Here is a 12,756-nt window from a genome sequence, read left to right on the forward strand (position 1 = left end):
GGAGCATCGCGGGGGCCCGAACAGCGGGTCGGCCCCGGCGACCTCGGCAGTCATCAGCGTGCCGACCCTGCAGGAAACCGTAGAGGTGACGAGGGGAAGCACCCTGCGAGCCGGAGGCGCCGACTTGCTAGGTTTCCGGTGACGCCGCACAGCGTCCCCGTCCCCAGGAGCTCTTCGATGCGTCTTCCCGACCTCTCGGCCATCTACCTGCCGCGCGAGCCTGCCCGCCTCCTGCGCCGGTCGCTGCGTCACATCGTGGGGACCCTGGCCGGGCTGGTCCTGGGCCCGCTGCTGGTGCTCACCTCACTGCTGATGCTGGTGCGATGGCGCGGCCCCTTCGCTCGAGTGCGAGGCTGGGAGCTGCGGCGCCTGCAGCAGGCCTATCGCCTGCAGCTCGAGGACGGGACCGGACAGTTCCTCGGCGGCCGCCGAGCACTGCTCCACGGCGTGCTCATGGCCGTGCTCGGATACCTGATGATGGATCTGCTGCTGCTCGTGTTCGCCATCGTGCTGGGCAGCTTCACGCAGTCCTTCTACGGCAGCCCGGTCACCCTCGAATTCGATCTGTGGGTGATCAGCAGGCCCGCCCCGGCCGTGCTCATCATCTTCGGCACTTCGAGCCTGCTGGCTGCTGCCCTCTATGCCGAGTTCGCGGTGTGGGTGCAGGCCCGGCTCCTGCGGCGCTGGACGGGCATCGTGCGCACCGATGCCCTGGAGAGCCGGATCAGCCGGCTCCTGATCACCCGGCGCGGAGTGGTGGTCGCCATCGACGACGAGCGTCGACGCATCGAGCGCGACCTGCACGACGGCGTCCAGCAGAACGTCGTCTCGCTCTCGGTCACCCTGGCCCGTGCCCGGCGCGCCGCGGATCCCGAGCGCGCCGCCGCGCTGCTGGATCAGGCGCACAGCCAATCGCAGGAGCTGATCGAGGAAGTGCGCCAGGTGGCCTGGAGGATCTATCCGACGGCGCTGGACGAGCACGGTCTGGCGTCGGCTCTGGATGGGGTCGCCGCCACGAGCCCGATGCCGGTCCAGGTCGATGTCCGGCTCGAGGGGGAGGTGCCGCCCGCCGTCGAGTCCGCCGCGTACTTCGCGGCCCGCGAAGCGGTCACCAACGTGGTCAAGCATGCCCGGGCCGACCATGTCCGGATCACCGTCGTGACCGTCACCGAACCGGACCGCCGGGTGCTGCGCCTGAACGTCGTCGACGACGGCATCGGCGGTGCGGACCCCGAGGGAGGCGGTCTCCAGGGTCTCGCGCGCCGGGTCGCCGCGCTGGACGGTAGCGTGAGCGTGGACAGCCCCGCCGGCGGGCCGACGACCATCTCTGCGGAGGTCCCCTGTGACTGAGCCCGACCACCGAGCCGATCCTGCGACCGACGGCCCGTTGACGGTGGTCCTCGCCGATGACGCGGTGCTGCTGCGCGAGGGGGTGCGCAGCCTCCTGGTCGACGAGGGCATCGAGGTGCTGGCCTCGGTCGGGGACGGCGAGGCGCTGCTGACAGAGGTCGACCGTCTTCGACCGCGCGTGGCCATCGTGGATGTCCGCATGCCGCCGACCCACACCAACGAGGGGCTGCTCGCCGCCCTGCGGATCAAGCGGGAGCACCCGGACGTGGGAGTGCTGGTGCTCTCCCAGTACGTCGCCCGCGAATACGCGAGCGACCTGCTGAGCACAGAGATGCCCGGCATCGGCTATCTGCTCAAGGACCGCATCACCGAGATCGACAGCTTCCTACGCGCCGTGCACGACATCGCCACCGGCGGCACCGTGATCGATCCGGCCGTCGTGCGGGCGCTGCTGCGCAACCCGGAGCAGCAGAAGGCACTGAGTCGAGTGACCCCGCGGGAGCTGGAGGTGCTCGAGTCGATGGCCGAGGGGCTCTCCAACCGCGGGATCGCCGAGCGTCTGTTCCTCTCGCTCAGCACGGTGGAGAAGGCGATCAGCGCGATCTTCGACAAGCTCGAGCTGACGGGCGATGAGCAGACCAGCCGACGGGTGCAGGCCGTCCTGCGCTACCTCGATGACGAACGGTCCTCCAGCTAGGATGACGAACGGTTCTCGAGCGAGTTGAGGCCCCGAACCGTCCGTCCAGGCCGTCCGCAGTCATTGACGCTCGGCAGCGGCGGTGGAATGCTCGTCGTCGTCCGTGGGCCCGCACGGGACGCACAGTGCGCTCGATGACCGAGCGCCATGATCGGGAGTCCCATCGATGACGATGACACGCCGCACCCTTGTCGCCCTGACGGCTGCCGCCCTGCCTGCACTCGGAGCGGCCTCCGACGCCCACGCCGCTCCACCGGGAGAACCGCGTGTCCGAGGAGCAGAGGCACTCGCGCGAGCACGAGTCGCGGCGGACGTGCTGATGTCCGACTACGACGAGGACAAGGCCTGGTTCCCGTCGAGCTGGTGGAACTCCGCCGTGGCCCTCCAGACCATCGGGGACTACATGCTGCGCAGCGGCGATCGACGCTACCTGAAGCAGCTCGACCGCACCTTCGAGCGGAACAAGGGCCCGTTCCCGGCCGGCGAGCTCTCCGGGGACGAGCTGTACGGCAACTTCACCAGCCGCGCCATCGACGACTCCGGCTGGTGGGCGCTGACCTGGATCACCGCCTATGACCTGACACAGGACCCGAAGTATCTGGACATGGCCGTGACCATAGGCGAGTTCATGAACGACTTCTGGGATCCCGCCACCTGCGACGGGGGCATCTGGTGGGACGAGGAGCGCACCTACAAGAACGCCGTCACCAACGGCCAGTGGATCCGGATCACGGCCGAGCTGCACAATCGGATAGACGGTGACACGGTGTGGCTGGACCGCGCCCAGGTCGCTTGGGACTGGTACGCGGACAGCGGTCTGCTCAACGAGCGCGGCCTGGTCAACGACGGGCTGACCGACGCCTGCGAGAACAACGGCGATCGTGTGTACACGTACAACCAGGGACTGGCGATCGGGGCTGCGCTGGAGTTGTGGCGGGCCACCGGGGACGCGGAACTGCTCGAGGCCGCGCGATATGTCGCCGATTCGGCACTGGTAGAGGGCGCCCTGGTCACCGACGGGATCCTCACCGAGTGGACCGACGTGCTGGGGGAGACCACCAACGACAACCACAAGCAGTTCAAGGGCATCTTCCTGCGCTATCTGATGGATCTCGCGGACACCACGGGGGAGGACCGCTACCGGCAGGCCGTGGCCACCCAGGCCGCGACGATCTGGGAGGACGACCGCACGATCGGCGACGAGCTCGGCGTGCGATGGGCCGGGGCGAGCACCGAGGACTCCCCGAACGTCTTCGACTGGCGCACCCAGGCCAGCGCCCTGAGCGCTCTGATCGCGGACCTCGCGGACTCCGGTGTGCGCCGCTCCCTGTCGGCCTCCCTCTCCCGACCGCCGGTGGTGATCCCTGACGGCGAGCCCACGTCGGTGCAGCTCGACCTGGACGTCGCCCTCACCTCGACCGCCTCCAGGCCGGTCCGCGTGGGCATCGAGGGGGAGGGACCGGACGGCTGGAGGATCGAGGTCGCGGGCAGCATCGACCTGGACGTGCCGGAGGACGAGGGCACGCCGATCTCCACGACCCTCCCGGTGCAGGTGACGATCCCGGCGGAGGCCGATGACGGACACCATCTCGTCTCGGTGACGGCCACCGCCCTCGGTGGACTGGAGTTCGTCGCCCGGTCCGAGGTCCTCGTGGCCCGCGCGATCGACTTCGACGGCGGTACCGAGGACGGGCCGTGGCTGTGGGACGTCGGCGGCTCGGGTGTCACCGACGAACCGGGCCGCTTCGCCGACGGGACGAGCTTCTTCGTCTATCGCTTCCCGTTTCCGGCGAGCACGACCGCCGCGGAGCTCACCGTGACGATCAGCAACCAGTTCCTGGTGGACGTGGGACCGGACGGGGAGACCTGGACCCGGGTGCTGGCCGAGGACGAGCCCCTGCGGGATGCCTCGAACCGGGGCGACCACACGATCGATCTGACGCCCTATCTCGGCGACGAGGACAAGGACGTCTACCTGAAGGTCTCCGATGCCTTCCCGGAGGATGGGTGGGGCGGCCAGGTGCACCACGTGAGTGCGCAGTACAGCGGGGCGTGAACGAACCGCTCGATCAACCGTCCCGAGACGGTTTCCGTCGGCGTCTCCTGCTCGGCGTGAAGCTCGGTATGACCACGTCGATCAGAAAGCCGACGACGAGTTCGAGGAGTACTCCGAGCAAGCCCATTCAGAGAGAATACGGGATACCCCGCTGCTCCGCAGGCCGGGCGATGCGTCATGAGGGAACGTGTCCACTGCGTACCGAAGAGGCCGTGCAACTCCCGACTACGGCTCTGACCTGGTAGCCCAGGCGGGGCTTGAACCCGCGACCGACGGATTATGAGTCCGCTGCTCTGACCGGCTGAGCTACTGGGCCATGACCCTGCGCAGGGCCGGGAAGAATCTACCACGATCACCCATCGTGACCTGGACAGATGCATGGGCGGGCCGGACGTGGGCGGAGGTGAGTCGGCGCGACGCACTCTGCGTCCGCGGCGAACGCTGTGCCGGAGGCCTCGTGTCAGACCTCGGCGCGGGTCGCGACGGCGCCGCCCGTGCGGGTGTCACCGGCGACGGCGTCGTGGGCATGCTCCCTCACCACCTGGAGCGTCGGCCGGTCGCCGGCCCGTGACGCCCTCATCCACTCCTCGAAGACGGAGCCGCCCGGTGCGGCGGCGCTGCGATGCAGAAGCGGCTGGGGACCTACGGGCAGCTCGATCGCGCGTCCGCGTGGAGCCGGGGGAGCGGCCTCCCGTGCGGCGGAGATCGCATCGCGGAAGGCTTCTCCGGCGCCTTTGATCCTGCCGTGCTCGTCGAACAGCCCCAGCGTGTGCTCGAGCGGAGGGAAGTCGGACAGTTCACGGGAGACGTCGTGGGAGCACCACCAGGTGATGCCCCAGAGCTCGGGGCACTGCAGCGAGTTCTCCACCGTGCTGCGCACGAACCAGGGGACGTCCGACTCCTCGAGGATGCTGCGGGGCGCACCGACCTCCTGCAGCCACAGGGGCCGCTGAGGGGCGGGGGAGAAGGCGCGTGCGAGCTCCAGGTAGTACTCGGTGCGATGCGCGACCTCGTAGGAGCGTGCACCGTAGCGCTGACCGGTGCCGTCGAAGATCCAGGAGTGCACGACGGTGGCATCTCCGAGCTGAGCGGACTGATCGGGGGTGAACGCGTGATCGTCCATGAACCAGGCGGCGTCATAGTTGGCGACCGTGTGCATCCCGCTCGGGGAGCCGGCGCGGGCGGCATCCAGCATCGTCGCCGTCCACACCCTCGCCTGATCGGTCGACAGCGGGTCGGGGTCGGGATGGTTGGAGGCCGAGAACTGGTTGACCTCGTTCCCGATGGTCAGGCCCAGGAGGTTCGGGGCATCGGCCAGCTGGGCGGCCAGGGCTCGTACCAGCTCTGCAGTCGCAGAGACCACCTCGGGATCGGTGAACATGTTGCGCCGGTGCCAGCTGCTGAGCCAGCTGGGCACGAAGTCGAAGCTCGAGAGATGGCCCTGCAACGCGTCGACCACCACGTCGAGGCCCACGGCCGCAGCCGCATCGACGACGGTCCTCACGTCCTCGAGGGCGCGTGGCCGGATCAGCGTGCGGTTGGGCTGGAGCAGCGGCCACAGCGGGAAGATCCGCACGTGGTCGACCCCGAGCGAGGCGACCGCGGCAAGATCCTCGGCGACCGCATCCGGGGCCAGATCCAGCCAGGAGTGGAACCATCCGATGCGTGGCGTGTAGTTGACGCCGAAGCGCGGGGTGAGGGAGCCGGCGGCAGCCGGGACGGGGCGGAGCATCCTCGTCCTTCCGTCGTAGGTGGTGAGAAGGTCGGCGAATCGGCGGCGGCGCCGACTGATCGGGAGGGGAAACACCCGGTGAGAGAGGTTCCCGACTGTTACTATAGCGCTCAAGTACCGGCATGATGAGCTTGTTCGTACAGTTCCCGACCTGAGGGGCCGACCCATGTCCACCAGTAGAGTCTCCACGCCGCGCGGAGCCGGTCGCCCCCGCCGCGTCACCATCGCCGACATCGCCGATCGCGCCGGAGTCACGGCCGCGGCCGTCTCGCTCGCGGTCAACGGCAGGCCCGGAGTGTCCGATGCGACCCGTGCACGGATCATGGACATCGCTCGGGAGCTGGACTGGGAGCCGTCCCCGGCGGCGCGCGCCCTCACCGGCGCCCCGGTGCTCGCGGTCGGCATGGTGCTCGCCCGACCGGCCGAAGTGCTCGGCAACGAGGCGTTCTTCGGCGCCTTCGTGGCGGGGCTGCAGGAGGTGCTGAGCACCGAGGACTACTCCCTGCAGATGAAGATCGTGGAGTCCACCGAGGCCGAGATCGAGACCTATCGACGATGGTTCGGCCAGCGGCGCGTGGACGGCGTGGTGATGGTGGATCTCCGGCAGGACGATCCCCGGGTCCCCGCACTCGAGAAGCTCGGCCAGCCGGCCCTCGTGATCGGTGGTCCCGGCCACCACGGGAGCCTCCCCGCGGTCTACGTCGATGACGCGGTGGCCACGACGCTCCTGGTGGATCATATGGTGGGCCTCGGCCACCGACGCATCGCGCGGGTGGCGGGCACGGCGGAGTTCTTCCACACCGCTCAGCGGGACCGTGCCTTCCTCGATCGCTGCGAGGAGCTCGGTGCCACCGGAGTGCTGCAGGATGCCGGCTATGGCGCTCAGGGAGCGGCCGCAGCCACCGAGGGCCTGCTCGCCGAGGAGGACGCGCCGTCGGCGATCATCTTCGACAGCGACGAGATGGCCCTCGCGGGCAGCCAGGTGCTGCTCGAGAACGGGATCCGCATCCCGCAGCAGATGGCCGTCGCCAGCTATGAGGACTCCGCCCTGGCCCGCACGCACCGACCGGCCATCACGGCGATCGGACGCTCTGCGGTGCAGTACGGCCGCGTCGCCGCGACCCGTCTGCTCGAGATCATCGACGCGGACCGTCGCCGCCCCCTGCCCGACGCAGCGCAGGCAGCGACCGGCGAGGTGCGAGCGATCGATCCGCAGCTCATCGTCCGCGCCTCGACCGCCGGCGCCGACGCCGGTTGAGCGGCCTCCGCGCGCCGCGCCCGACCGGCACCGCTCCGAACCTGCCGCGCAGCCTCCCGCAGCCGCGGCGCACCACCCTCCGACTCCCTCGTTAGATAGGTCATACTCCCCGGTGGGAGCCGCAATCGAGGGTGCACCGCCGGCCGGGTACTGCTACTGTTATCCAGGTCGATCCCGCATAGCTCAATCGGCAGAGCATTCGACTGTTAATCGAAGGGTTGTTGGTTCAAGTCCAACTGCGGGAGCCACAGCAGGAACGCAGCCCCGGGGATCTCCCCGGGGCTGCGTTGTTTCGTCCGTCCGTGTTCTCACGAAGGAGAGCGATGACCGCCGTTCCCGATGAGCGCTTCCCGATCCCGGAGCAGGCCGGCCCCGGGAGCGTCTGGGCCGATCGCACCGGCAGCCGCACCCTGAGGGGGCACAACCGGCGCGGGGTCGAGATCCCCATCGGCAAGGGTGAGGGGGAGATCAGCCCCGGGGAGCTGCTCAAGCTCGCACTCATCGGCTGCGCGGGAATGTCCTCGGACGAGAACCTGGCACGGCGCCTCGGCGAGGACTTCGACATGCGCCTGTGGGCGCACGGAGACTCCGATGCGTCCGAGAACCGCTACACGACGCTGGCCGAAGAGGTGCAGCTGCCGCTCGAGGGACTGACCGAGGCGGAGATCGCCAGGATCGTCACGGTGTTCGAGCGAGCCGTGGCAGCTGCCTGCACCGTCGAGCGGACGATCGTCCCCGGTGCCCGAGTGACCCACACGATGCTCCGGGACGACCAGGAGTCCGAGGCCGTGGCCTCACGCTCGGACGTGACCGCGTCCGAGAGCCCGAACCAGCAGGAGACCACGCAGCGATGAGCATCCGACCGATCCGCATCGTCGGCGACCCGGTGCTGCGCACCCCCTGCGACCCGGTCCGCACGATCACCGACGGCACACGCCGTCTGGTCCAGGACCTCATGGACACCGTGGATGACGAGGGCCGGGCCGGCGTGGCGGCGAACCAGATCGGCGTGAGCCTGCGCGCCTTCTCCTGGAACCTCGAGGACCACGGCATCGGCTGCATCCTCAACCCCGTCATCGTCGAGCTCTCCGAGGAGCTCCAGCATGACGACGAGGGCTGTCTCTCCGTGCCGGGCCTCTTCTTCCCGCGCACCCGCTCCGTCTACGCCCGCTGCGTGGGCATCGACGTGGAGGGCCAGGAGATCGAGCTGGCAGGCGAAGGCATCACCGCGCGACTCATCCAGCATGAGGTGTCCCACCTCGACGGCGAGCTCTACATCGACGGCCTCGAACGCTCTGTGAAGAAGAAGGCGTTGCGCCAGATCAGGGAAACCCTCTAAGCTCGGGGGCGCATGCAGAGAAGTCCGGCATCTCACACGCTCCGGGCGGTTCCGATTCGTTGGGGAAGACGCATCGGAGACCGGAAGGAACGAGATGACTCAGGGTGTTCTCTACATCCACTCCGCCCCGCGCGCCCTCGCACCGCATATCGAATGGGCCGCCAACGGAGTCCTCGGCGCGCCCGCACGGATGCGCTGGGAGGACCAGTTCGTCGCGCGCGGGCTGCTACGGGCCGAACTCACCTGGCGGGGTCGTGAAGACACCGGGGCCCGGCTCGTCAGCGCTCTGCGCGGCATGCACGAGGTGCGCTTCGAGGTGACCCAGGAGGCCACCGTCTCCAGCGACGGCACTCGCTGGAGCTGCACGCCGGAGCTCGGCATCCACCATGCCGCCACCGACCGCGCCGGGAACATCGTGCTCACCGAGGATCACGTGCGCGGCTGCATGGAGCGCGCCGGCGACGACCCGCTCGCCCTGCGTCGAGAGCTCTCCATCGCGCTGGGGGAGCCCTGGGACGAGGAGCTGGAGATCTACCGGCATGCGGGCGACGGTGTGCCCATGCGCTGGCTGCATCGCGTCAGCTGAGACGGACCGCGCCCGGGACATCGCACCCGGAACAAGGACGCGGCTGCCGGAGCATCTCCGGCAGCCGCGTCGTCTTGCGTCGAGCGTCAGGCGTTGGTGAAGGTCACGGCGATGTCGTGGCCTCCGAAGCCGAACGCGTTGTTCAGCACGGCGATGTCGCCCGAGGGAAGCTCCACCGGAGCGTTCTGCGCGATCCGCATCGGGGTCTCGGGGTCGAGCTCGGCGATGTTGACGGTCGGCGGAGAGACGCGATGGTGCACGGCCAGCGTCGAGAAGATCGACTCGAGCGCACCGGCACCGCCCATCAGGTGCCCGGTCATCGACTTGGTCGACGTCACCACGATCTGGTCGGTGGCGCCGTCCAGCGCGTCGGAGACCGCGTTCAGCTCACCGATGTCGCCGAGCGGGGTGGAGGTGCCATGCGCGTTGACGTGCACGATGTCCTTCGCGGCGAGGTCGGCGTCCTGCAGGGCCTCGCGCACCGCACGGGCCTGGCCCTCCGCTGAGGGAGCGGAGATGTGGTGCGCGTCCGAGGCCATGCCCCGACCGGCCGCATAGGCGTACACCCGGGCACCGCGCGCGGCCGCATGCTCTTCGCTCTCGAGCACCAGGATGGCCGCACCCTCGCCGAGGACGAAACCGTCACGGTCCACGTCGTAGGGACGCGAGGCATGCTCGGGATCATCGACGCGGCTCGAGAGGGCACGGATGTTCGCGAACGCCGCGAGCGTCATCGGGTGGATGCACGCCTCGGTGCCGCCCACGACCACGACGTCTGCGCGACCGTCGCGGATCATGCCCATGCCCAGCGCGACGGCCTCCGACCCGGAGGCGCACGCGGACACCGGAGTGTGGGCGCCTGCGCGGGCACCGAGCTCCATGGAGATCTGGGCGCTCGAGGAGTTGGCCATGAGCATCGGCACCGTGAAGGGATTGACCCGTCGGGCGCCGCGCTCACGCACGGCGTCCCACTGGTCCAGCGTCGTCCAGATGCCGCCGATGCCGGTGCCGACCACCACACCGAGGCGCTCGGGGGCGACGTCCGGGGCTCCGGCGTCGGCCCAGGCCTCACGGGCCGCCACCATCGAGTATTGACCCGACGGGTCGAGCTTCTTGGCCTCGGGGCGCGTCAGGGAGTCGACGGCGCCGGGAACGATCTGGCAGGCGAAGTCCACGGACAGGCCGTAGCGCTCCTTCCAGTCGTTGTCCAGGGTTCGCGCGGTCGACGTACCGGCGAGGGCGGCCTCCCACGTGGAGGCGATGTCGCCTCCGAGCGGGTTGACGGTGCCCAGGCCGGTCACGGCGACACGGGGGCGGGAAGCGGACATACGGACCTCCGGGTCGGATGGCGGGAAGACAGCGACGCCCGGGACAGGCAGCCCCGGGCGTCAGGCGGAAATCAGGACTGAGCGCCCTCGATGAACTTGACGGCGTCGCCGACGGTGGCGAGGTTCTTGACCTCTTCGTCGGGGATGCGCACGTCGAACTTCTCCTCCGCGTTGACGACGATGGTCATCATGGAGATCGAGTCGATGTCGAGGTCGTCGGTGAAGGACTTCGCGAGCTGGACGTCCTCGGTGGCGACACCCGTCTCCTCGTTGACGATCTCGGCCAGGCCCTCGAGGATCTCGTTCTCGGTGTGTGCCATGGGGTTCTCCTTAGGTGAATGGGATGTGTGGCGGTGACAGACTACCTGCGCGACGGACGGTCTTCCGTCAGCCGTGGCGATGTGGTCCTTGTGGCGTGATACGGGTGACAGCCCGACCGCACGCCGCGGGGATCAGGGGAGGATCAGCACCTGGCCGGCGTACGCCAGGCCTGCGCCGAAGCCGAACTGCACGAGCACGTCACCGCTCTTCGCAGTGCCCTCCTCGAGCAGGCGATGGGTCGCCAGCGGGATCGAGGCCGCGGAGGTGTTGCCGGTCTCGGCGATATCGCGGGCGATGACGACGCTCTCGGGGAGCTTGAGCTGCTTGGCGAGCTCGTCGACGATCCGCATGTTCGCCTGGTGGGGGACGAACACGTCGATGTCCTCGACGGTGAGGCCCGACTGCTCGAGCATCTCGCGGATCTTCTTCGCGGTGTGCCAGACGGCCCAGCGGAACACGGTGCGGCCGTCCTGCTCGAGCGTGGGCCAGCCGCCGTCCCCGTCGCGGTAGTCCACGAGGGAGTTCGTCATGCGGATGGTGTTCCAGCTGTCACCGTCGCTGCCCCACACGGTGGGGCCGATCCTCGGCTCGTTGCTGGGCCCGACGATCGCGGCGCCCGCGCCGTCGCCCAGCAGGAAGGAGATCGAGCGGTCGGTGGGATCCACGAAGTCGGAGAGCTTCTCCGCGCCGATGACCAGCACATGGCGTGCGGCGCCGGTGCGGATCAGGGCGTCGGCCTGGCCGATGCCGTAGGCGAAGCCGGCGCAGGCGGCGGAGATGTCGTACGCGATGACGTCCGGCCGGCCCAGCTCTCCGGCGAGGAGCGTCGCGAGCGACGGCGTCGGGTACGGGAAGGAGATCGTCGAGACGATGATCGCGTCGAGCGTCCCGATGTCGATCCCGGAGCGCTCGACGGCCTCGCGGGCGGCGGTGAGGGACAGGTCCTTGACGCCGACGTCCCTGCTCGCGCGGGTGCGGGTGATGATGCCGGTGCGCTGCTGGATCCATTCGTCCGACGAGTTGATCGGCTCGATCAGGTCGTCGTTGGGGACGACGAGGTCGCCGCGGGCCGCGCCGTAGGCGAGGACCTGCGAACCCGGGACGATGGGCTTGGGCTGGAGGGAAACGGCCATGTCAGTTCTCCTGGTCCGCGGTCGAGGGCACACCGGCGTGATCGCGCACGAGGGCGCGCGCGGCGTCGAGGTCGTCAGGGGTGTTGAGGTTCGCGAGGGCGATGCCCTTGAGCTCGCGCTTGGCGAGTCCGGTGAGGGTGCCGGCGGGTGCGACCTCGACCAGCGCCGTCACGCCGCGTTCACGCAGCGCGTCCATGCAGGCCTCCCAGTCCACCGGGGAGGCCACCTGGGTGACGATCAGGTCGAGGTAGCGCGATCCGTCGGTGACGATCTCGCCCCCGGCGTTGGACACCAGCGGAACCGTCGGAGCGGTGGGGGAGAGCTCCGGTGCGAAGGCGGCGAGCTCTTCGCGGGCAGCGGCCATGTACGGGGTGTGGAACGCGCCCGCCACCTGCAGCGGGATGACGCGGGCCTTGGCGGGACCGTCCTCGCCTAGCGCCGCGATCGCGTCGAGGGAGCCGGCGGCCACGACCTGCGCGGCGGAGTTGATGTTCGCGGGGTGCAGGCCATGGCGCTCGATGGCCGCCAGCACCTCGTCGCGCGTGCCGCCGACGACCGCCGCCATCCCGGTGGGCTCGGCCGCGGCGGACTTCGCCATCGCCTGGGAGCGCACCGCGACCAGACGCATCGCGTCCTCGTCGTTCAGCACGCCGGACAGCGCAGCGGCGGTCAGCTCTCCGACGCTGTGCCCCGCGATCACGTCCGCCACGGGGAGGTCCGTGCCCGCACCCAGCTGGGCGGCGGCGACGATACCGGCGGCGACCAGCAGGGGCTGGGCCACGGCGGTGTCGCGGAGGGTGTCCGCGTCGGACTCCGTGCCATGGCGCACCAGATCCACGCCGGCCCCCTCGGAGAGGGAGACCAGCGTCTGCTCGACGCCGGGCAGCTCACGCCACGGGTTCAGGAATCCGGGCTTCTGCGCCCCTTGGCCGGGGCAGACGATAGCGAGCACGGGA

At 69.6% G+C, this 12,756-nt stretch carries 12 protein-coding genes and 2 tRNA genes; 8 read left to right on the top strand and 6 right to left on the bottom strand.

The window, feature by feature from the left end:
• Positions 1 to 177 precede the first annotated feature (177 nt).
• From CIK71_RS13105 to CIK71_RS13115, 3 genes are all read left to right on the top strand, one after another.
• Positions 178 to 1,350, top strand: coding sequence for a sensor histidine kinase (locus CIK71_RS13105; protein ID WP_096166120.1), 1,173 nt, complete (start codon positions 178 to 180; stop codon positions 1,348 to 1,350).
• Complete coding sequence (locus CIK71_RS13110) at positions 1,343 to 2,047, top strand: response regulator transcription factor (protein ID WP_245857556.1); 705 nt, start codon at positions 1,343 to 1,345, stop codon at positions 2,045 to 2,047. The genes CIK71_RS13105 and CIK71_RS13110 overlap by 8 nt, the downstream gene beginning before the upstream one ends.
• Before the next feature lie 319 nt (positions 2,048 to 2,366).
• Entirely contained in the window at positions 2,367 to 4,103 is a 1,737-nt protein-coding gene (locus tag CIK71_RS13115) for a glycoside hydrolase family 76 protein (RefSeq protein ID WP_245857559.1), read from the top strand.
• A gap of 239 nt (positions 4,104 to 4,342) precedes the next feature.
• On the opposite strand, the gene CIK71_RS13120 is transcribed toward CIK71_RS13115, so the two are convergent.
• Positions 4,343 to 4,419, bottom strand: a tRNA-Ile gene (locus tag CIK71_RS13120).
• Between the two features lie 144 nt (positions 4,420 to 4,563).
• Positions 4,564 to 5,835: a glycoside hydrolase 5 family protein gene (locus CIK71_RS13125; protein ID WP_096166122.1), complete on the bottom strand. Its 1,272-nt coding sequence runs from the start codon at positions 5,833 to 5,835 to the stop codon at positions 4,564 to 4,566.
• A gap of 166 nt (positions 5,836 to 6,001) precedes the next feature.
• Here CIK71_RS13125 and CIK71_RS13130 point away from each other — a divergent pair, with 166 nt between their 5' ends.
• The 5 genes from CIK71_RS13130 (at position 6,002) to CIK71_RS13150 (ending at position 9,018) form a co-directional block, all read left to right on the top strand.
• Positions 6,002 to 7,093, top strand: a complete 1,092-nt coding sequence (locus CIK71_RS13130) for a LacI family DNA-binding transcriptional regulator (protein WP_096166123.1) — start codon at positions 6,002 to 6,004, stop codon at positions 7,091 to 7,093.
• Between the two features lie 172 nt (positions 7,094 to 7,265).
• A tRNA-Asn gene (locus CIK71_RS13135) sits at positions 7,266 to 7,341 on the top strand.
• A 75-nt stretch (positions 7,342 to 7,416) separates the two neighbouring features.
• Complete coding sequence (locus CIK71_RS13140) at positions 7,417 to 7,947, top strand: OsmC family protein (RefSeq protein WP_096166124.1); 531 nt, start codon at positions 7,417 to 7,419, stop codon at positions 7,945 to 7,947.
• Positions 7,944 to 8,432, top strand: a complete 489-nt coding sequence (locus CIK71_RS13145) for a peptide deformylase (RefSeq protein WP_096166125.1) — start codon at positions 7,944 to 7,946, stop codon at positions 8,430 to 8,432. Before CIK71_RS13140 ends, CIK71_RS13145 begins: the two co-directional genes overlap by 4 nt.
• A 94-nt stretch (positions 8,433 to 8,526) precedes the next feature.
• Entirely contained in the window at positions 8,527 to 9,018 is a 492-nt protein-coding gene (locus CIK71_RS13150; RefSeq protein WP_096166126.1) for a DUF3145 domain-containing protein, read from the top strand.
• A gap of 86 nt (positions 9,019 to 9,104) precedes the next feature.
• Here the strand turns inward: CIK71_RS13150 and CIK71_RS13155 are convergent, their stop codons facing one another.
• From CIK71_RS13155 to CIK71_RS13170, 4 genes are all read right to left on the bottom strand, one after another.
• Positions 9,105 to 10,346 (bottom strand): beta-ketoacyl-[acyl-carrier-protein] synthase family protein, encoded by a 1,242-nt coding sequence (locus CIK71_RS13155; RefSeq protein ID WP_096166127.1) that lies wholly within the window; start codon positions 10,344 to 10,346, stop codon positions 9,105 to 9,107.
• Between the two features lie 71 nt (positions 10,347 to 10,417).
• The gene (locus CIK71_RS13160) at positions 10,418 to 10,666 is read right to left on the bottom strand and encodes an acyl carrier protein (protein WP_096166128.1); all 249 of its coding nucleotides are present in this window, start codon (positions 10,664 to 10,666) and stop codon (positions 10,418 to 10,420) included.
• Between the two features lie 132 nt (positions 10,667 to 10,798).
• Positions 10,799 to 11,800, bottom strand: a complete 1,002-nt coding sequence (locus CIK71_RS13165) for a beta-ketoacyl-ACP synthase III (RefSeq protein WP_096166129.1) — start codon at positions 11,798 to 11,800, stop codon at positions 10,799 to 10,801.
• Between the two features lies 1 nt (position 11,801).
• The gene (locus tag CIK71_RS13170; RefSeq protein ID WP_096166130.1) at positions 11,802 to 12,752 is read right to left on the bottom strand and encodes an ACP S-malonyltransferase; all 951 of its coding nucleotides are present in this window, start codon (positions 12,750 to 12,752) and stop codon (positions 11,802 to 11,804) included.
• Between the last annotated feature and the right edge of the window lie 4 nt (positions 12,753 to 12,756).

This window comes from Brachybacterium alimentarium, assembly GCF_002332425.1.
In the GTDB taxonomy this organism is placed as follows: domain Bacteria; phylum Actinomycetota; class Actinomycetes; order Actinomycetales; family Dermabacteraceae; genus Brachybacterium; species Brachybacterium alimentarium.